General features: G+C 72.0%; 22 protein-coding genes. 9 read left to right on the top strand and 13 right to left on the bottom strand.

Annotated elements, in window-relative coordinates; translation table 11 throughout:
- Positions 1-2: 2 nt before the first annotated feature.
- The 5 genes from ACFYON_RS04195 to ACFYON_RS04175 are packed head-to-tail and all read right to left on the bottom strand — an operon-like array spanning position 3 to position 4042.
- On the bottom strand, positions 3-1349 hold the full coding sequence (locus tag ACFYON_RS04195) for a sensor histidine kinase (protein WP_357708684.1): 1347 nt from the start codon (positions 1347-1349) through the stop codon (positions 3-5).
- Positions 1346-2359 (bottom strand): SpoIIE family protein phosphatase, encoded by a 1014-nt coding sequence (locus ACFYON_RS04190; RefSeq protein WP_357708852.1) that lies wholly within the window; start codon positions 2357-2359, stop codon positions 1346-1348. The genes ACFYON_RS04195 and ACFYON_RS04190 overlap by 4 nt, the downstream gene beginning before the upstream one ends.
- Positions 2356-2775: an ATP-binding protein gene (locus ACFYON_RS04185; protein ID WP_357708681.1), complete on the bottom strand. Its 420-nt coding sequence runs from the start codon at positions 2773-2775 to the stop codon at positions 2356-2358. The genes ACFYON_RS04190 and ACFYON_RS04185 overlap by 4 nt, the downstream gene beginning before the upstream one ends.
- A complete protein-coding gene (locus ACFYON_RS04180; protein WP_357708678.1) occupies positions 2772-3182 on the bottom strand; it encodes an STAS domain-containing protein in 411 nt (136 codons plus the stop codon). Before ACFYON_RS04180 ends, ACFYON_RS04185 begins: the two co-directional genes overlap by 4 nt.
- Positions 3182-4042, bottom strand: a complete 861-nt coding sequence (locus ACFYON_RS04175; RefSeq protein ID WP_357708675.1) for an STAS domain-containing protein — start codon at positions 4040-4042, stop codon at positions 3182-3184. The genes ACFYON_RS04180 and ACFYON_RS04175 overlap by 1 nt, the downstream gene beginning before the upstream one ends.
- Positions 4043-4201: 159 nt before the next feature.
- Here ACFYON_RS04175 and ACFYON_RS04170 point away from each other — a divergent pair, with 159 nt between their 5' ends.
- Positions 4202-4558, top strand: coding sequence for an STAS domain-containing protein (locus tag ACFYON_RS04170; protein ID WP_135242831.1), 357 nt, complete (start codon positions 4202-4204; stop codon positions 4556-4558).
- Positions 4559-4568: 10 nt separating this feature from the next.
- On the opposite strand, the gene ACFYON_RS04165 is transcribed toward ACFYON_RS04170, so the two are convergent.
- On the bottom strand, positions 4569-5837 hold the full coding sequence (locus ACFYON_RS04165) for an MFS transporter (protein ID WP_354867672.1): 1269 nt from the start codon (positions 5835-5837) through the stop codon (positions 4569-4571).
- Positions 5838-5886: 49 nt separating this feature from the next.
- On the opposite strand from ACFYON_RS04165, the gene ACFYON_RS04160 reads away from it, so the two are divergent.
- The 4 genes from ACFYON_RS04160 to ACFYON_RS04145 all read left to right on the top strand — a co-directional run bounded on the left by ACFYON_RS04160 (position 5887) and on the right by ACFYON_RS04145 (position 7802).
- Positions 5887-6570 carry an FCD domain-containing protein gene (locus ACFYON_RS04160; RefSeq protein WP_354867670.1) on the top strand — a complete coding sequence of 228 codons (684 nt, stop codon included), beginning with the start codon at positions 5887-5889 and terminating at the stop codon, positions 6568-6570.
- A 40-nt stretch (positions 6571-6610) separates the two neighbouring features.
- The gene (gene mscL / locus ACFYON_RS04155) at positions 6611-7081 is read left to right on the top strand and encodes a large conductance mechanosensitive channel protein MscL (RefSeq protein ID WP_355095201.1); all 471 of its coding nucleotides are present in this window, start codon (positions 6611-6613) and stop codon (positions 7079-7081) included.
- Between the two features lie 77 nt (positions 7082-7158).
- Positions 7159-7407, top strand: a complete 249-nt coding sequence (locus ACFYON_RS04150) for a hypothetical protein (RefSeq protein WP_026268772.1) — start codon at positions 7159-7161, stop codon at positions 7405-7407.
- A 29-nt stretch (positions 7408-7436) separates the two neighbouring features.
- Complete coding sequence (locus ACFYON_RS04145) at positions 7437-7802, top strand: hypothetical protein (protein ID WP_354867666.1); 366 nt, start codon at positions 7437-7439, stop codon at positions 7800-7802.
- On the opposite strand, the gene ACFYON_RS04140 is transcribed toward ACFYON_RS04145, so the two are convergent.
- The gene (locus ACFYON_RS04140; RefSeq protein ID WP_387320592.1) at positions 7765-9051 is read right to left on the bottom strand and encodes a benzoate/H(+) symporter BenE family transporter; all 1287 of its coding nucleotides are present in this window, start codon (positions 9049-9051) and stop codon (positions 7765-7767) included. The two genes, ACFYON_RS04145 and ACFYON_RS04140, sit on opposite strands and share 38 nt — an antisense overlap.
- A 246-nt stretch (positions 9052-9297) precedes the next feature.
- Here ACFYON_RS04140 and ACFYON_RS04135 point away from each other — a divergent pair, with 246 nt between their 5' ends.
- The 3 genes from ACFYON_RS04135 to ACFYON_RS04125 are packed head-to-tail and all read left to right on the top strand — an operon-like array spanning position 9298 to position 12058.
- Entirely contained in the window at positions 9298-10017 is a 720-nt protein-coding gene (locus tag ACFYON_RS04135) for a protein phosphatase 2C domain-containing protein (protein ID WP_354867659.1), read from the top strand.
- Positions 10018-10068: 51 nt separating this feature from the next.
- Positions 10069-11268 carry a GNAT family N-acetyltransferase gene (gene eis / locus ACFYON_RS04130; protein WP_355095210.1) on the top strand — a complete coding sequence of 400 codons (1200 nt, stop codon included), beginning with the start codon at positions 10069-10071 and terminating at the stop codon, positions 11266-11268.
- Positions 11269-11308: 40 nt separating this feature from the next.
- Entirely contained in the window at positions 11309-12058 is a 750-nt protein-coding gene (locus ACFYON_RS04125) for a ZIP family zinc transporter (protein WP_354867654.1), read from the top strand.
- Positions 12059-12202: 144 nt separating this feature from the next.
- Here ACFYON_RS04125 and ACFYON_RS04120 read toward each other — a convergent pair whose 3' ends face one another.
- Positions 12203-13285: an NAD-dependent epimerase/dehydratase family protein gene (locus ACFYON_RS04120; RefSeq protein ID WP_387320589.1), complete on the bottom strand. Its 1083-nt coding sequence runs from the start codon at positions 13283-13285 to the stop codon at positions 12203-12205.
- 37 nt (positions 13286-13322) lie between these two features.
- Entirely contained in the window at positions 13323-13622 is a 300-nt protein-coding gene (locus tag ACFYON_RS04115; RefSeq protein ID WP_354867649.1) for a hypothetical protein, read from the bottom strand.
- Between the two features lie 183 nt (positions 13623-13805).
- Between ACFYON_RS04115 and ACFYON_RS04110 the strand changes: the two genes are divergently transcribed.
- Positions 13806-14177 (top strand): DUF6223 family protein, encoded by a 372-nt coding sequence (locus tag ACFYON_RS04110; protein WP_387320586.1) that lies wholly within the window; start codon positions 13806-13808, stop codon positions 14175-14177.
- Positions 14178-14224: 47 nt separating this feature from the next.
- Here the strand turns inward: ACFYON_RS04110 and ACFYON_RS04105 are convergent, their stop codons facing one another.
- The 4 genes from ACFYON_RS04105 to dpdK form a co-directional block, all read right to left on the bottom strand.
- Positions 14225-14887 (bottom strand): response regulator transcription factor, encoded by a 663-nt coding sequence (locus ACFYON_RS04105; protein ID WP_354867644.1) that lies wholly within the window; start codon positions 14885-14887, stop codon positions 14225-14227.
- On the bottom strand, positions 14884-16029 hold the full coding sequence (locus ACFYON_RS04100) for a sensor histidine kinase (protein ID WP_355095214.1): 1146 nt from the start codon (positions 16027-16029) through the stop codon (positions 14884-14886). The genes ACFYON_RS04105 and ACFYON_RS04100 overlap by 4 nt, the downstream gene beginning before the upstream one ends.
- Before the next feature lie 656 nt (positions 16030-16685).
- Complete coding sequence (locus ACFYON_RS04095; protein WP_387320584.1) at positions 16686-18683, bottom strand: hypothetical protein; 1998 nt, start codon at positions 18681-18683, stop codon at positions 16686-16688.
- On the bottom strand, positions 18680-19183 hold the full coding sequence (dpdK, locus tag ACFYON_RS04090) for a phospholipase D-like domain-containing protein DpdK (RefSeq protein WP_238672887.1): 504 nt from the start codon (positions 19181-19183) through the stop codon (positions 18680-18682). The genes ACFYON_RS04095 and dpdK overlap by 4 nt, the downstream gene beginning before the upstream one ends.
- Positions 19184-19187 lie beyond the last annotated feature (4 nt).

Below are 19187 nucleotides of genomic sequence, written 5' to 3'. Positions count from 1 at the left end.
CGTCACGCTCCGCCCGACGGGAGGACCACTGTGAACGTGCTGCCCCGGCCGGATTCGCTGGCCAGCTCCAGCGTCCCGCCGAGCAGCTTCACCAGCCGTCGCGCGTACGGCAGGCCGAGCCCGGTGCCGCCGACCCGGGTCGTGCCGGGCACCTGGTAGAACTCCTCGAAGACCCGTTCGTGCAGCTCCGGCGGGATGCCCACGCCGGTGTCGGTGACCGACAGCGTCCACTGCTCGCCGCGACGCTCGGCGCGCAGGCGCACCTCGCCGCGCTCGGTGAACTTCAGCCCGTTGTGCAGCAGGTTACGCAGCACCTGGGCGAGCAGCACCTCGTCCGAGCGGACCGTGGCCGGGGCCGGCGGTTCCTCGACCACCAGCTCCACCTCGGGGCGCGCGGTGAGCGCCCGCAGCGTGCCGCGCAACTGCCCGAACACCGCGCGCAGATCGACGTCGGCCCAGTCCGGCTCGATCCGGCCCGACTCCGCCTTGGCCAGGTCGAGCAGCTCGTTGACCAGCCCCAGCAGGTCGTCCGCCGAGGAGCGGATCAGCCCCACCTGGCGGGCCTGTTCGCCGGTGAGCGGATCGGAGGCGGAGTCGGCGAGCAGCCGGGCCAGGCCGATGATCGCGGTGACCGGGGCGCGCAGCTCGTGGCTGACGTTCGCCAGGAACCGGCTCTTCGACTCGCTGGCGGCCCGCAGTTGGGCGGACTTCTCGTCCAGCTCGGCGTAGAGCGCCACCACGCCGCGGTTGGTCTCCTCCAGCTCCTCGGTGAGCTGGTTGTAGAGCGCCATCACGCCCCGATTGGTCTCCTGGAGTTCGGAGTTGAGCACCGCCAGCTCGTCGCGCTGGCTGCGTACCTCGTCGAGTGCGGCGATGAGCTGCGTGTTCTGGGTGGCCAACTCGTCCAGGGCGGAACCCGGCGCACGCTCGGCCAGCTCCGCGCGGAGTTCGGCGGCACGCTTGGCCGTCAGCTCCTCGCCGTTGTCGGGCACTCGTCGGGACATCCTCACGACGGTATCGCCCTCGACGTTCACGACCCGCAACGTATCCACAAGACGAGCGACGGCGCCGGACTGCGGCTCGTACCGTCCATCGGGGAGCGGACGCACCGGCGACAGGTCCACCTGGAGGACCCGGCGGCCGACGGCGTCGCGGGCGAGGGCGAATGTCACGTCCGCGCCGTCGGCCCCGCGCAACAGTCCCCGGGCCACCTCGCTGAGCGCGGTGGCGATCCGTACCTGGTCCTGGTGTTCCAGCCCGACCGCTGCGGCCACCTCCCGGCCGCGCTGCCGGACCAGGAAGATGTCCTGCTCCACCCGGAGCGCGAGGTGCAGGAGGGGTTCGGTCATGCCGCCCCCCGGGCCACCAGGACGCAGGCGTCGTCACGACGAATGCCGGCGTCACGCAGCAGGGTCGCGGCGGCCAGCAGCGGGTTGCCGGCGGCGAGCCCGGGATAGTCGGCCAGGTCCCAGCGATCCACCACCCCGTCACTGTGCATGACCAGGGTGGCGTCGCGCGAGAAGGGGTAGTCGTATCCGCGGATCACCGGACGCTGGTGCCCGGAGATGCCCGGCAGCGAGACCAGTCCGCGCCGCCGCTCGCCGGGCGTGACGATCATCGCGGCGATGTTGCCCAGCCCGGCATAGCGGAGCACCCCGGCGGCCGGGTCCAGTTCCGCGACCGCGAGCGCCGCGCCCCGGGTGTGCGACATGGCGGCGTGCAGGTGCCGCACCACCACGTCCGGCGGCCCGTCCGGCGCCGAGCGGAACGCGGACACCGCGGCACCGGTGGCGGCGGCGGCGAGCGGCCCATGGCCCAGCCCGTCGGAGACCAGCACCTGCCGCCGGCCGGCGGCCAGCCGGACCGCGTACCCGTCGCCGCTGCTCTGCTCGCCGGTGATCGGCCGGGCCAGCCCGGCCGCCCAGTCCGGCTCCGGCGGTGCGCCGTCCCAGACCTGGACGACCAGGACCGTGCCCTTCCCCGGCGACGAGTAGCCGTCGAACCGGCTCGACTGCCGGGCGATCGCGCCGAGCCCGATGCCGAGCGTGCCGGCGGTGGAGTGGCCGTCGACGGAGGAGAGCGTGAGGTCGGCCATGCCCGGGCCGGAGTCGATCGCCACCAGCTCCACCCCGGCATACCCGCCCCGGCGTGCCGGACGCATCAGGACCGTGCCCTCGCGGGCGTGCTTGACCAGGTTGCTGGTGATCTCCGCGGTGACGATGGCCAGGTCCGCGACGCGCGACGCGCTCAGTTCGAGCTGCCGGCCGAGACGCTCGGCCGCCCGGCGTACGCTGCCGGCTGTCGCTCCGGTGTCGACCCGGAACCAGATCCCGTGGTCGGGCACCACGTCGGCGATCATCGCGACCACTTGGTGATGGTGATCCTCGTTCCCTCGCCGACAGCCGTCCGGATGTCGAAGTCGTCGACGAGCCGGCGGGCGCCACTGAGTCCCAGACCCAGTCCGCCGCCGGTGGTGTAGCCGTCGGTGAGCGCCAGGTCGAGGTCGGGGATGCCCGGTCCCTCGTCGGCGAAGACGATCCGCACGCCGCGTCGACGGCCGTCTTCCACGGTGCTCACCTCGGCGCTGCCCCCGCCGCCGTAGATCAGCGTGTTGCGGGCCAGCTCGCTGGCGGCGGTGACGAGCTTCGTCTGGTCGACCAGGGAGAGGCGGACCGCGACGGCGGTGCTGCGCACCAACTGCCGGACCCGCACCACGTCCTCGTCGCTGCGGATCGCCTGCGTCGCCGGCACACCCAGGTCGACGCCCGTGGTCATGCCGTCGCCGTCGTCTCGGTGCCCTCGTCGTCGGCCGCCTCGTCCCACTCGTCGGCACGGCTGGCCGCGATCAGCTCCATGCCGCGCTCGACGTTCAGCGCGGTACGGATGCCGTTGAGCGACAGCCCCAGCTCGACCAGGGTGATGGCGACGGCGGGGCGCATGCCGACCACCACCGTCTCGGCGTCCAGCACCTTGGAGATGGACGCGATGGTGGAGAGCATCCGGCCGACGAACGAGTCGACGATGTCCAGCGCCGTGATGTCGATGATCACACCGTGGCAGCCGGTGGCGACGATCCGCTCGGCCAGGTCCTCCTGCAACTGGATCGCCGTCTGGTCGGACATGTCGAGCTGGATGGAGACGAGCAGGATGTCGCCGATCTTGAGGATCGGCACCCGTTCCATCAGGACTCCCGGCGCGAGCGGCGGGCGGTGGTCTCGACCCCGGTGAGGCGCAGCACGTGGCGCAGCGCGTCGGCGAGGCTGGCCTTGGTCGCGATGTCGCCGAACTCGATGCCGAGGGCGACGATCGTCTGGGCGATCTGCGGCCGGATGCCGGAGATGATGCAGTCGGCGCCCATCAGCCGGGCGGCCACCACGGTCTTGAGGATGTGCTGGGCGACCTGGGTGTCCACCGCCGGCACGCCGGTGATGTCGATGATCGCGTACGGCGAGCCGGTGTCGACGAGCGTCTGGAGCAGCCGCTCCATCACCACCTGGGCGCGGGCCGAGTCCAGCGTCCCGACCAGCGGGACGGCGACCACGCCCTCCCAGAGCTTGACCACCGGGGTGGACAGCTCCAGCAACTGCTCCGCCTGGTCGGCGATCAGGCTCTCCCGCGCCCGGACGAACGTCTCGAACGTGAACAGCCCCATCTGGTCCACGAGCGCGGAGAAGGCGACGAAATCGCGCAGGGCGTCGGCGCCCTTCTCCTCCTCCAGCACCTCCAGCAGGGTGTCCTTGAGCGCGAACACGCTGATCGCGGTCTCGGTGGCGGAGAACCCCTGCCGGGCCCGGTTGGTGGACAGCTCGGACAGCACGGCGCGCAGCTCACCGCCGTGCTCGTCGGCCAGGTCGGCGACGCCCTGCCGACCGGCGTCGATCAGCGCGCGGTGCAGCTCCTGTACCTGGCGAGCCAGTTCGGCCCGGCTCAGCCGACCGCGCAGCGAAGCGGCGACGATCTCGGTCCAGCGGCTGGTCAACCGGTCCGCGTGCTGAGTGAGCAGGTGGGCGAGCCGATCACCCTGTTCGGCGCTCAACGCCATGGTTGACCTCCCTGATTTGGACGGGCGGACTCTATCACCGGAGGCTGGTGCGCTAGTTGTCGCGTAGCAAAGAATGATCGACCGCACCGTGACCGCTCCCGTTCTGCGCGGCGTGCCCTTCGTGGGATACCGTTTCCCCCGAACACAGGAGGTCGACGAATGTCCTTGACGGTGCATACGGAACAACGCGGCGACGTGGTCGTCGTGTCGGTCGCGGGCGAGCTGGACATGGCCACGGCACCGCAGCTGCAGGACCAGATCACGGACCTACTGGACAAGGGACGCAGTCGCCTCGTCTTCGACCTGGCCGAGGTGTCGTTCTGCGACTCCACCGGCCTGTCGGTGTTCGTCCGGGCGAAGAACAACTGCGACGAGGTGGGCGGCGTGGTCCGGCTGGCCGCCCCGCAGCGCGGCGTGCTGCGCATCCTCGAGGTCAGCGGCCTGGTCGAGGTGCTGCACACGTACCCGACGGTGGAGCAGGCCGTCGCGGGCGATCCCACCCCGGCCTCCTCCTGACCGATCCCGCTCAGCGCTCGTCCTCGATGTAGCGGGGACGGGCGATCACCATGCCCGCTGCCGTCTGCACGGCCAACGCCACCAGCAGGAAGCCGATCGGGGCCGTCCAGCCGCCGGTCGCCTCGTAGAGGATGCCGACCAGCAGCGGTCCGAGCGCCGCGATCACGTACCCGGTGCTCTGCGCGAACGCGGACAGCGCCACGGTGCCCTCGGCGGTCCGGGCGCGCAGCCCGATCGTGGTCAGGATGAGCGGGAACGCGCCCTGGCCGAGCGCCAGCAGCAGCACCCACAGCGGCGCCAGGCCGCGCGGGGCCAGCGCCAGACCGGTGTACGCGGCCGCGGAGAACACGGTCAGCGACAGCACCAGCGGTCGCAGCGTCGCCAGCCGCCCGGCCAGCGTCGGCATCATCAGCGCCACCGGCACGCCCAGCGCGGTCACGCCGGCGAGCAGCAGCCCGGCCACCTCCGGCCGGTACCCGGCGTCGCGGAAGAGCTGGGCCAGCCAGCCCATGATCGCGTACCCGCTGAGCGACTGCGCCCCGAAGTAGACCGCCATGGCCCAGCCGAGCCGGGTCCGGGCCGGTTGCACCCGGGCCGGGGCGGCGACCGCCACCGCCGGGGGCGCGGCCCGTCGGGCGGCGCGGGCACGCAGCGCCAGCGGCACCCACGGGAGTACGGCCAGCGCGGCCAGCCCGGCCCAGATGCCGAGTCCGGCCCGCCAGGAGCCGAACGCGTGCGCCACCGGCACGGCGGAGGCGGCGGCCACCGTCGTCCCCACCGTCAGGGCCATCGTGTACGCCCCGGTGACCAGCCCGGTGCGGTGCGGGAAGTGCTGCTTGACGAGCATCGGCAGCAGGATGTTCGCCACCGCGATGCCGGCCAGCGCGAGCGCGCTGGTGAGCACGAAGACCGCCGCCGAGCCGGTGACCACGCGCAGCACCTGCCCGACGGTGAGCGCCAGCATGGCCACCACCAGCACCCGGGGCGCGGCCCAGCGGCGGACCAGCCACGGGGTGAGCGCGCCCAGCCCGGCGAACGCGATGGTGGGCAGCGTGGTGACCAGGCCGGCCATGGTCCCGGAGAGGCCGAGCCCGGTCCGGATCTCGTCGAGCAGGGCGCCCAGGCTGGTCACCGCGGCCCGCAGGTTCAGCGCGACGAGCAGCATCCCGACCAGGACGAGCAGACCGCCCCGGACCGGGCGGGCCGCCGGACCGCGGCCCGGCGCGGGGGTGACGCCCGGGGCGGGCACTGTCGCGGCGGGCGCAGGTGGCGGAGTCATGACCTCGAACCTACAATCATGGGATGAATTTCGGCAGCAGGTGTAACCGGTGACACCGGCCGTCAATTCCGTCTCCGTGCCACCGCGCGGTCACCGGGTCCGGCAGACCACCGAACAGCTCCGGGAACGGATCCTCGGCGGCGAGTGGCCGGTGGGCGGGCGCATCCCCACCGAGCCGCAACTGGTCGCCGCGCTCGGGGTGGGGCGCAACACGGTTCGCGAGGCGGTCCGGGCGCTCGTGCACGCCGGGGTGCTGGAGTGCCGGCAGGGCTCCGGCACCTACGTGGTGTCGACAGACGAGCTGGCGCCGGTGGTGGCCCGCCGGCTCACCGACGACCGGATGACCGAGGTGGTCGAGGTCCGGCGCGCGTTCGAGGTGGAGGCCGCCCGGCTCGCCGCGCTGAGGCGTACGCCCGAGGACCTGGCGGCGCTCGACGGCGCGCTCGCGGCCCGCGAGACCGCCTGGCGCGGCGGCCGGGTGGACGAGTTCGTCGAGGCGGACGCCGCGCTGCACACGGTAGTGGTGGCCGCCGCGCACAACGCCATGCTCGCCGAGCTGTACGCCTCGGTCGGCGCCGCGCTGCGCAGCACCGTGGCCCAGGCGATGGGCGAGGCGCTGACCCCCGAGCGGTACGTGGACCACGGCCGGCTGGTCGAGGCGATCCGGGCCGGCGACCCGCAGCGGGCGGCGATCGAGGCCGGTGCTTTTCTCGAAGGGCCCGCCGGGGCATAGGTTGTCCCCGACGCAGACTCATCAGGGCACGGGAGTACGGATGCTCAAGGGCTTCAAAGACTTCATCATGCGCGGCAACGTCGTCGACCTGGCGGTCGGTGTCGTCATCGGCGCCGCGTTCACCGGCGTGGTCACCCAGCTCACCAAGTCGTTCCTGGAACCGCTGGTACGGGTGTTCATCGTGTTGATCACCGGCAACAAGGACGGGCTCAGCGGCTCGACGCCCGCGTTCCGGGGCATCCCGTTCGACTGGGTGGCCTTCGTCAACGCGTTGATCACGTTCATGCTCACCGCGGCGGCGCTGTACTTCCTCGTCGTCTACCCGATGAACAAGCTCGCCGAGCGCCGCAAGCGCGGCGAGGAGCCGCCGCCCTCGGCCCCGAGCGAGGAGGTCAAGCTGCTCACCGAGATCCGGGACGCGCTGCTCGCCGGCGACCACGGCACACCGGGCCAGCGCAGCGCCCTCGACGACGTGCTCGGCCGCCGGCAGGAGCCACCAGCGCCGCGCTGACGCCATAGCCGATCGGCCCCCGCGACGATCTCGCGGGGGCCGACGTGTATCGAACACATGTTCGATAGAGTCCGGGCATGGAGCAGCGCAGGCACTGGTGGAACGGGAAATGGGGACGCCTCGCCCGGCGAGACGTCTTCCTCCGGGTGGACGGCGACCGCTGGCACGTGGAGCAGCGGGCCGGCGGCGCCGAGGGGGTCTCCCGGTTCTACGAGCACGCCAGCGTCGAGGAGGCCGAGGAGACGGTCCGGGCGCTGCTGGACGGCACCGACACCTGGCGCGAGCTGTCCCCCCGGCCGCCGGGCGGCTGGGCCCCGTCCGTTTAGCGCCCGCGCGACCCGGGAACCGCTTCCGCATGAGCCAGCAGCAGGACACCGTCTCCCGGGTCACCACCGGCATGCGGGTGGTCGACTCCGCAGGCGTCGAGGTGGGCACAGTCGATCTCGTGCAGCGCGGCGACCCGGCCGCGGTGACCGTGCAGGCGCCCGCCCCTGTCGACCCGGGCAGCAGCCTGGACGAGTTGATCGAGTCGGCGGCGGCCGAGGAGCCGGACGTGCCGGCCGACCTGGCCGCCCGGCTGCTGCGCGACGGCTACCTCAAGGTCTCCACCGAGCTGGTCCGCACCGGCGCAGTCTACGTGCTCGCCGACCGGATCGCGGCGGTGACCGACGGCGCGGTACGCCTCACCGTCCCGGCCGCGGAGCTACCCGCCGAGGAGTGACCCGATCGCTTCCCCCGGCCCGTGTCGCCTGATCCGGCACGGCCGGCTCGGCCCGCGGGGGTGCGGCCCGGCCGCGGAACAGCAGCAGCATCAGCCAGCCCGCGACCAGTCCCCAGAACGCGCCGCCCACCCCGAGCAGGCTCACCCCGGAGGCGGTGACCACGAACGTCACCACCGCTGCTTCCCGCGCGTCCGGCTGGGCGACCGCCGCCGTGACGGCTCCGGCGAGCGCGCCGAGCAGGGCGAGCCCGGCGACGGCCTCGACCAGCACCGGTGGGGAGAGCAGCACCAGGGCGGTGGCCACGCCGGCGCCCAGGCCGAGCAGGGCCAGGCCGATCCCGGCGGTGACCGAGGCGATCCAGCGCCGTTCCGGGTCCGGGTGGGCGTCCGGGCCGGCGGCCAGGGCGGCGGTGATCGCGGCCAGGTTCACCGCGTGCCCGCCCGCCGGGGCGCCGAGCGCGGTGGCGAGTCCGGTCACCCGCAGCGCCGAGCCGAGCGGGGCCCGGTAGCCGTACCCGGCGAGCACCGCGGTGCCGGGCACGTTCTGCGCGGCCATGGTGACCAGGAACAGCGGCAGCGCGAGCCCGACGACGGCGGGCAGCGTCCAGGCCGGCGCGGTGAACGCGACGACCGGTGCGGCGTCCAGCCGGGCCGGCCCGGAGGTGGTCAGCGCGATCGCGACCACCGCCACGGCGAGCGCGCCCGGCACCGCCCACCGGCGGGCGAACCGGTGCAGCAGCAGCCAGACCAGCACCACGGGCCCGGCCAGCAAGGGCACCTCGACCAGGGCGCGTACCGGCGCCGTACACAGCGGCAGCAGCACCCCGGCGAGCATGGCGGAGGCGATCGGGGTGGGGATGGCGGCGACCGCGCGGCCGAGCGCGGGGATCAGCCCGGCCGCGATGATCAGCAGCCCGGCGAGCAGGAAGGCGCCGACCGCCGCGGGCCAGCCGCCGGCGACCGGCCCGGTGGCCACCAGCAGCGCCGCGCCCGGCGTGGACCAGGCGATCGACAGCGGCAGCCGGTGCCGCAGGCCGAGCCAGACCGCGCAGGCGCCGCTGGCGACGCAGAGCGCGAGCAGGCCGGAGGCGGCCTGCTCCGGTTCGGCGCCGACCGCGCGCAGCCCGGCCAGGACGACTGTGAACGAGCTGGCGAAGCCGACCAGGGCGGTCACCACGCCGGCCAGGACGGGTTGGAGCCGACCGCCCATGCTCTCCTCCTCCGCGCTGTTCCGTTTACGGAACGGCACGGTGTAGCACGATAGCGCTGCGGTTCGGCCCGGGACGGCGCAGTTCTCCCCCGCCCACTCGACGTGCCGCACGTCTATGCGGTGGTGGGGGAGGAGGAGGTCCACGCGAGCCTCCTGCTGCGCTATCCTCGTCCATCCATACTGGACAGTTGACGCATACCCAGGATGCAAGCGGATGACATTTCTTTCAGCAGACCCGCCAGCGCGTGCAGACGCGGAGCCGTTCTTCTTGGCAAGCTTGTCGTCATGACGCTCATCCTCCGCTCGGCCATCCTCAACGACGTCGGCCTCGTCCGGACCAACAACGAGGACTCCGCCCTCGCCGGTGACCGCCTCGTGGCGGTGGCGGACGGCATGGGCGGGCTCCCCGCCGGCGAGGTGGCCAGCGAGATCGTCATCCGCATCCTGGACGAGCTGACGCCGCCCACCGGCGCCGACGAGGCGGCCGACGCGCTGCGCGCCGTCGTGAGCACCGCGAACCAGCGCATCCGCGCGGCCGTCACGGTGGACCCGGCCCGCGACGGCATGGGTACGACGCTCACCGCCGCCCTGCTCGCCGGGGACGCCCTGGTCCTGGCGCAGGTCGGCGACTCCCGCTGCTACCTGCTGCGCGACCACGAGCTGACCCAGCTCACCCGCGACGACACGTTCGTGCAGGCGCTCGTCGACCAGGGCGCGCTCTCCCGCGACCAGGCCCGGCACCACCCGCAGCGCTCGCTGGTCACCCGCGCGGTGCAGGGCTCCGACGCGCCACCCGCCGTCGGCGCGCTCACCGTCTTCCCCGGCGACCGGCTGCTGCTGTGCAGCGACGGCCTCTCCGACTACGTGGAGGACGCCGCCATCGCGGCGGCGCTCGCCACGTACGGCGACCGCCAGCAGTGCGGCGAGCAACTGGTGAAACTGGCCCACCAGGCCGGCGCACCGGACAACGTGACAGTGGTCATCTCGGACGTCACCGAGGCGTGAGCGGGCGCCCTTCCGGTTGCGGACCACGGCGGGTGCGGTTGGGATGAACGGATGCACATTCGCCGGCTGGCCGCCGATGAACGACTGACCACCAGCTTCCCGCTCCAGGCGTACGCGTTCGAGTCCTCGCCGATGGGCGCCACCCGGACCGACCAGTTCCGCGCCTACCTGCCGTACAACGCGGGGAACACGACGCTGGTGGCCGAGGAGGACGGGGTCACCGCGGCGGCCGTGTCGGCGATCCCGATGCGGCAGAACCTGCGCGGCGCGGTGCTGCCGATGGCCGGTGTCGCGGGCGTGGCCACCCATCCGCTGGCCCGCCGGCGCGGCCACGTCCGCACGCTGATGCAGCAGCTTCTCGACGGCATGCGCGACGAGGGCCACCAGCTCAGCGCGCTGCACCCGTTCCGCGCCTCGTTCTACGAGCGCTTCGGCTACATCGGGCTGCCCCGGCGGCGTACCGCGATCTTCAACCCGGCGGACCTGGCACCGCTGCTGCGCGCCGAACTGCCCGACGAGCTGGTCTGGGAGCGGATCGGCGCGGGGTATGCGAGGTGGCGCGCGTACACCGAACGGTGCCTGCGCGAGCGGCACGGCTTCGCGGTCTTCCCGGACTTCCGAGCCGTCGGGCTGCGCGACCGGGACGACCGCTGGCTGCTCAGGGTGGTGCGCGGCGGCGAGACGGTCGGCGCGGTCACGTACCGGATCGACGACCATGCCGGCACGCTGTTCGCCGACGACCTGCTCGTCGACGACCCGTACGCTCGCGCTTCGGTGCTCCAGTTCTTCGCCCGGCACGTCGACCAGGTGGCCCGGATCAGCGTGCAGGTGACCCCCGACGAACTGCCCGAGCTGTGGCTCACCGACCTCGACGTGCAGGTGGAGGCGCGGGTGGCCCGGCCCGACCCGACCGCGCCGATGGCCCGGCTGCTCAGCCTGGAGGCGCTGGCCGAGCAGCCGGTCGGGGCCGGCCGGGTGCTGGTCGAGGTGGTCGGCGACCGCTGGCTCGCCGGGCGCCACCTGCTCGACGGCACCACCGGCAAGCTGGCCGTGCTGCCGGCGCGGACCGCCGCCGAGGGCAGCGTCCCGGCCGCCCGGCTCACCGCCGCCGGGCTCTCCGCCCTGGCGTACGGCGTACTCGACCCGGTCGAGGTGGTCGTACGCGGACTCGGGGAGGTGCCGGTGGACGCGGCCGGTGAGCTGCGCCGACTCTTCCCCCGCGAGTTGCCGCACCTGTTCGCCGACTTCTGAGGCGGGTTGCCGGCACGCGCCCGGGGGTAGGGTGCAGCGCGTGCCGGAGTGGCTGGAAGCGGGATTCTGGGGCCTGCTCGCCGGGTCGGCCCTGCTGATCGGGGCGGCCGTCGGGTTCTTCGCGCGCGTACCGCGCCCGGTGACCGCCTCGGTGATGGCGTTCGGGGCGGGCGTGCTGCTGTCCGCCGTCTCGTTCGAGCTGATCGACGAGGCGCACGAGCAGGGTGGCCTGCTGCCGGTGGTGATCGGCGCGGCAGCCGGCGCGCTGCTGTACACCGGGGCGAACGTGCTGCTGGCCCGGCACGGCGCGCGGCACCGCAAACGTTCCGGCGACGAGCAGCCCTCCGAGCGGGAGCAGCCCGGTTCCGGTTCGGCGATCGCGGTCGGCGCGCTGCTCGACGGCGTACCCGAATCGGTGGTGATCGGCGCGAGCCTGCTGGCCGGCGGCCCGGTCAGCCTGGTCACCGTCATCGCGGTGTTCCTCAGCAACGTGCCGGAGGGGCTGTCCAGCGCGGCCGGGATGCGGCAGGCCGGCCGCACCCGGCGGTACGTGTTCGGGCTGTGGACGGCCATCGCGTTGATCTCCGGTGCGGCGGCGCTGGCCGGGTACACGCTGCTGGGCGGCGCACCGCCGGAGGTGCTGGCGACGATCACCGCGCTCGCCGCCGGAGCGATCCTCGCGATGATCACCGACACCATGGTCCCGGAGGCGTTCGCGGACGCGCACCTGCTGGTCGGGCTGATCACCGTGCTCGGTTTCCTGGTCGCGTTCGCGCTCTCGCACGCCTGACCGCCGGCCCGGCTTAGCGGCGGGTCGAGGATCCCCCTCTCCCGCTGCGTGATCAAGGGGTTTGTGTCCTGGTTGATCTCGCCGGGTGACACAAACTCCTTGATCACCGGGTGCGGGCAGGCGGGGTGAGGGCGGGGGGCAGGGTCAGTAGGGGTTGGGGTGGCCGGGGAGGTGGCCCCGGGTCAGGGCGGCGGGGCGGCCGGGCAGCGCCGGGTCGGGGGACAGCGGTGGGGAGTCGGCGCCGGCGCGAGCGGCCATGCCGGCGAACAGCTCCTTCAGGGCGGTCACCGTGTCGACGGCCGGTGTCCAGCCGAGTTCGGTCTCGGCGCGGTGGCTGGACATCAGCGGCACGTTCAGCGCCAGGTCGACCCAGCCGGTGTCGACCGGTTGCAGCCGCGCCCGCCAGGTCAGCGCCGCCGCGGCGCGCAGCACCGGCGTCGCCACCGGCAGCGTCCAGCCGTGGAAGTGCCGGGCCATCAGTTCCGGCGTCAGCACCGGGTCGGCCGCCACGTTGAAGGCGCCGCTCGCGTCCCCCAGAACCGCCCGGGCGTACGCGTCCGCGACGTCGTCGGCGTGCACCGCCTGCATCCGGAGTCGCCGGTTCGACGGCACCAGCGGGATGCGGCCGTACCGCAGCAGGCGCACCGGCACCAGCGGGCCGAGGAAGTAGCGGCTGATCTCCGTACCGGCCTCGCGCTGGAAGATCAGTCCCGGCCGCAGGCGTACCACGCGCAGCTTGGGGTGCTCCCGCTGCACGCCGTCCAGCAGTGCCTCGACCTCCGCCTTGTCCCGGCTGTACGACGACGTCTCCACCCCGGTCGCCGGCCAGTTCTCGCTGACCGGGTGGTTCTTCGGGCCGGGCGCGTAGGTGCCGACCGACGAGGCGTACACGAGGGCCGGAACGCCGACCCGGACGGCGGCCTCGATCACCGCGCGGCTGCCGCCGACGTTGGTCCGGTAGAGCGTGCGCCGGTCGTGGCTGGGCTGGATCTGCCAGGCCAGGTGCACGACCGCCCGCGCCCCGGCGAAGATCCGCACGAGCTGGTCGGCGGCGCCCGGTGCGCCGATGTCGCAGGAGTGCCACTCGACGTCGTCGTACGGTTCACCGGCGTCCGGCCCGGGCAGCCGGCGGGCCACGCCGACCAGTTCGGTGCCCGCCTCCCGCCGCAGCCGGCGCAGCACCGCCGTCCCCACGTTGCCGGTCGCCCCCACGATCACGATGCGCATGACCGGTGCGGTACCCGTTGAACCGGGTGGCAACCGCTCACGGACGGGGGTTCGTGCGCACCCAGCCCTTCTCCCGGTCACGGCGACCCGCGGTAGCGGCCAGGCAATGCGGGCAGACCCAGCCCTCCGGGTCGGCCGCGGTGAGCACGTCGGTGCCGGAGTAGTCGAACGGCACGTGCGGGAAGCGGCGCAGGCGGGTCCGGCTCAGCGGCAGCCCGCACAGCGTCTGGTTCTGACCCGGCAGCCAGGCGTGGACCTCACCGCCGGGCCGGCGTGCACCGTCGTCGCCCGGCACCTCGCGGGACGCCGCCACGGCGGCGGTGGTCGTGACTCGCATGGTCGCCCAGGTTCCCCGGCCGCCGCGGTTCACGCCTGGCGGCGACAACCCCTGGGGTACGCGGGCCGATCGCGTACTCCCGTGGTGGTAGCCCGGTCGACGACTCCGGGACGACGACCGGCGGCGATGCGCGTCCATACGCTGCCGCCGTCACCACTTGTCACGACCCCAGGGAGCCCCGAGATGTCCATCCGTCACCTGCTCGCCGGCGCAGTCGCCCCGGCCGCGCACATCCCGCTCGCCACCGGGGGCATCGGCGGCTCCGGCCGGGTCGGCGCCACTTTCATCGCCGTGGTGGCCCTGGCCAGCGTGGTCGTCGGCGGGCTGGCGCTGAGCCGCTCCCGCCGCGGGCCGGGCGAGGGGCGGGTCCAGGCCCTTGTGGCGGCCGCGGCGGGAGTGGTCAGCCTGGTCCTCAGCGCCTGGCACCTGGCGCTGACCACCGAGGGTCTCGGCAGCGGTCAGGGCCGTGCCGGTGCGGTCGCCGGTGTGGCGTTGGGGCTGATCGGTGCGGTGCTGGGCGGGCTGGCGCTGGCCCGTTCCCGGCGTACCGCCTGACCGGCCGCTCGTTCCGGCCGGCTGCTCGTCGTGTCCCGGCTGCTCGTTCAGGAGGCGGTGAGCCAGCCGGGCACGGTGAGCCCCGACTCGTACGCGAGCACGACGAGCTGGGCCCGGTCCCGTACCCGCGTCTTGGTCATGATCCGGCTGACGTGCGTCTTCGCGGTGGCCGGGCTCAGCACCAGCCGGGCCGCGATCTCGTCGTTCGACAGGCCGGCGGCGACCAGGACGAGCACTTCCCGTTCCCGCTCGGTGAGTGCGCTCAGCCGTGGGCCCGGGTCGGGGTGCCGGGTGCGGGCGGCGAACTCGGCGATCAGCCGGCGGGTAACCCTCGGGGCGATCAACGCGTCGCCCCGGGCCACCACCCGTACGCCGTGGATCAGCTCCGCCGGCTCGGTGTCCTTGACGAGGAAGCCACTCGCGCCGGCCCGCAACGCGCCGTAGACGTAGTCGTCCAGGTCGAACGTGGTCAGGATGATCACCCGGGCCCCGGTGCCGGCAACGATCTCGCGGGTGGCGGCGAGCCCGTCCAACAGCGGCATCCGGATGTCCATGAGGACGACGTCCGGCCGCAGCTCCCGCGCCAGCCGCACCGCGGTGACGCCGTCTGCGGCCTCGCCCACCACCTCGATGCCGTCCTCGCCGTCGAGGATCGAGCGGAAGCCGGCGCGTACCAGGGTCTGGTCGTCGGCCAGCAACAACCGGATCATGCGGTCTCCCCCAGTTCCGCGCGCGGCGCAGGGACCGGCAGCGGGGCGGGTCGCAGCGGAAGGCGGGCCCGCACCAGGAATCCGCCGTCCGGCCCCGGTCCGGTGGTGAGCGAACCGCCCAGCGCCCGGGCCCGCTCGCCCATGCCGAGGACCCCGGTCCCGGCCCCGTTCCCGGTTGTGGTGTCGGGCGGGCCCGTCGGACCGGCGCCGTCGTCCGCCACCTCCACCACCACCTCGTCGCCGTCCGGCAAGACCCGGACCACCGCCGTGCTCGCGCCCGCGTGACGGCTCACGTTCGTGAGCGCCTCCTGGACGATCCGGTACGCGGACAGATCCACCTCCGGCGGCAACGGCCCGGTATCCGTCACCTCGGTACGCACCGCCAGCCCGCAGCGCCCCGCCCCCGTGACCAGCTCGTCGAGGCGGTCGAGACCGGGCGCGGGATCACTCGGCGTCGTACCCTCCTGCCGGAGCACGCCCAGCGCCGCCCGCAGCTCGCGCAACGTCTCCCGGCTCGTCCGCTTGATCACCGCGAGCGCCTCCGCCGACCGCTCCGGATCGGGCCGGTGCAACGCGGCGCTCGCCTGCACGCTGATCAGCGACAGGTGGTGGCCGAGCAGGTCGTGCAGCTCACGGGCGATCCGCAGCCGCTCCTCGGTGGCCCGGTGCCGGGCCTCCTCCTCCTTGCGCCGCTCGGCGGCCAGCACGCGCGCCTGCACCTCGGCGAGATAGGCCCGCCGGTTACGGGTCACGCCGACGATGACCGCGACGAGCCACCCGGCGTGCAGCAGCGTCGCGCCGTTCCCGCTGACGCCGGTCCGGGTGTAGCTGTCGGCGACGGCGAAGGAGACGACCGACGCCAGGCCGAGCCCCACCGCGACCGCGAGGTGCCCCTCGTCGACGACCGTGTACAGCGCCACGACGAACACCAGCATGACCGGCCCGGGGCGGTGCAGCAGAGCCCCGTACGCGGCGACAGCGGCCAGCGCCACCACGCCCACCGCCACGGGGTATCGCCGGCGCAGGTAGAGCGCGGCGGAGGAGGCGAGGACGACAAGCAGCGCCACGATCTCGGCGGTGGTGTCGATGCCCTCCGACTGAACCATGAGGCCGAGCAGGGCCACCAGGGCGACGGCGGGCACCAGTGCAGCTTCCGCTTTGAGGCCGTGTCGGTGCCAGCTCGACATTGCCGAAGCGTAGCGGTCCGCGGACGCAGCGGAGGGCCCCGAAGTGGGATCGTGGCGTGCCGGAGGGTCGATGCGTGACGCACGCCGGGGCTGATCAGGTTCGGGTAACCTGTGCGTGCGGGCCGCTAGCTCAATGGCAGAGCTGTGGACTTTTAATCCATAGCAATGTCCGCCAGCACTGAGACGATCATGCAACGACCTGCGCGAATGCCGCGCTCTTAATCCACTATGGATCCGTGATGCTCGCGGGTTGCTCGCTTGCCATACGGAACGTGCCCGCCACCTGCGACAGGCGCACGGCGCGGGTTGAGCTCAGGAAATGGGGTACCGGTTTTCCCTAAGGCGGTGCTCTATCTGTGCACGCAGGCAATGACCTGCGGCTTCCTATTCTATTCTTCATGTGAGGGGGCCGCACGGGATGACGCGGAACTGGTGGCGGGGTGGGTTGACGACGGAGTCCGGCGACGAGTTGCCCCTCGGCGCGTCCGAGGAACGCGGCTCTTACCTGGAGAAGTGGACCTGGAGGACGAAACACCTGCACCGCCGGGATGCAACAGCAGCACTCGGGCGTCGTTGGGCGTCCTCCAGCGACCGCGAGTTGGGGGCACCGCTCAAATCGGCTGCCGACGCATCAGCGCTGCTGTCGCGGCGCGCAGGAGGGAGGCCGAGCCACTTCCATCAGCTTCACGGACAGGTGTTCCCGGCCGACAGTTCGCACGGATGAAGCCAGTCGCGGCGTGAGTCGCGCAGCGTGTGGCCATGACCACGACGTCGGCACGCCGAGCCCACTGTCTTAGTTGCGTGCTGCCGACGTAATCATGGCTTGTGATGACGTTGACCTGGGGTGCGACGGCATTGAAGGTCGCGGCTACCCGGCCGAGGACCTTTTCGTCCAGTGAGTACAGGAGCAGATCCTGAGCCATCACTAACGACCATGCCTCTGCTGATGATTTCGGTTCGGGCTCAGGCCACGGGAGTTCAACGGCGATTTCGGCACTCAGTTGAGCGGCAAAAGTAGCCTGATCGGGGTCGAGGCGGGTGCTGTGATCGCTCAGCGGTCGAAGTAGGCGGTAACCCAGTCGAAGCCGGGCGTCGGAGTCTGGACACGCCGACCGTGCGACGAGGTCGACGAGGTCGAGGACGACTGGGGCACGATCGGGGCCGGCCCATCGCGGTGCTTCAGCCGTCAGGTCGTCCAGGAGGTGTGCGTATGCGGGGGCGTCCGGTGCGGACCGAAGGACGATTTCTGTGAGAGCGACGACGCCGGCCAGGTCACCAGGGCTGAAACGGTCATGGGTGAGCGCGTTAACGAGGAACTCACGTGCTGATTTCGCCGCTGGGGTCAGGTAGCGGTCCGAATCGACGAATGGGCCAACAAGTGACCAAATTCGGTCCGCCGCTGCATCGTCGAGTTGACCGAGGACGGCAGCGATCTGGTCGTCGTGCTCGGCTGCTTGTGACCATTGGCGCCACTGCTCGCCGGCAAGGACCTCAGTGACGGGTGACCGGACTGCGACGGCTTGTACCAACTGAAGCCATGACGCTGGTGCTGCTGCCGGCGGGCTGGATCTGCGTTCGGTCGGTTCTGGGACATTGCCTCCCCCATGCGGTTCGGGGCGGGTGTTGCGGTATTTCGCGGCCAGTTCAGGTGCCAACCGTTCGACCGCTTCGAGGACATCGGGTTGGTCGCGTAGGAGGTCTAAGATGGGTGTGCTGTTTACGACGATTGCAGCTAGCGCGAGGACAGTGAGCGCTTCAGGGCTCAGTTCGGAAAGTTCGCCGTTCATGAGGGCGGGGACCAGAGTTCCGGCCTCGATGAGGCGGGTCCGCGCAAGGTCGAGGTCGCCGTTTGCTAGGGGTTCCGCCAGTGCGGTGGCAAAGATCGCTGCGAGGATGGCGTCGCGCACAGGGATGGGTGGGTGCGTGATGGCGACATCGGGCAGTTCTGCGAGCCGGAGCAGTTCGCTGTTCCGGCCGAGGCGGGATAAGCGCTTGATGCGCAGGTGAGCGACGTTTGTGGCGCTGAGCCCGCCGGTGGCCGAGAGTTGATCGAGGATCGATGCTGAGGCAGTGTTGTCGCCTGCGGCCATGGCAACGTCAAACTGGCTGAGCAGCCGGCCGACGGGAGTCGGCGTATGCCAGGACCGTCGTGGGCGTGCTCGTATGGCTTGCTGGAGTAGCCGTACGGCGTCCCACATGTCTTTCTCTTTCGAGCGTGGGCTCGCGATGACGAAGATTGAACTGTGGCCGGCGAACTCAAGGACAGCCCGATCTATCGGATCATTCGGGTTGAGGCGTGCGGGCAGGCCGTGAAATCTGGCGAAGCTGGTGCCGATGAACGCCTGGAGCAGTTCACCAACCGTCGCCGCATGTCGTTCATCGTGGGGGATGACGTATGCCACCCATTGCCGGGTCTCGGGGTCCTGGCGCGGCAGGATGATGGGGACGTCAGATGCCTCATGAAGGACTTGGAGGTAAGGAACGAGGCGGCGTCCGACAGGCGAGCCCGGATCGCGGTCCGGCCACACAGGATTTGCTGGACCGAAGAACGCTTCGATGAGCCGGTCCGCCCGAATGGCGTAGCTGCTCTCGGTGCGGCGCCCGGTCATTCGAGTCCTCCAAAACGGTGCCGGAAGTCGAGGCGGGCGGTAGCGGCAGCTTCACTGCTCACCTTGTACGTGACGGCTTCGTCGTTGATCTGCATGCCGCGCAGGGTGAGGTTCATGGACCCCGTGAGGAGCCAATCGTCTCCGCAGAAAGTCTTCTCATGTACGTCTTCGTGTTGCTTGATCTGCAGGTTCTCGCCGTCGGCGCTGCGGCGAAGGCGGTCCAAGAACGTCGAGTTGTGCCGGTCGGGACGCGAGACGACTGTCACCCGGGCCTGGTTGTAGGTAAGTAGGGATAGGACTTCGGAAAGGGTGTACATCCGGTTCGAGGGGTCGACGAACACGCTGTCGAAGCTGCCGCTGGTGTTGTCGATGGCCGGTACGTCGCTGATCCAGGGAGACACGAGCCAGAGTTGGCTGCTCGGCGCCACCAGTTCAGCGGTGAGCACGGTTGCCAGCACTGTGTCGATGCGAAGGCCGGTCGCCCGGCCGGTCCGGACCACTCGT

The organism is Micromonospora sp. NPDC005686 (genome assembly GCF_042871665.1).
Taxonomy (GTDB): domain Bacteria; phylum Actinomycetota; class Actinomycetes; order Mycobacteriales; family Micromonosporaceae; genus Micromonospora.
Note: the sequence above shows the minus strand (reverse complement) of the source record. Positions and strands in the feature narration are given on the sequence as shown.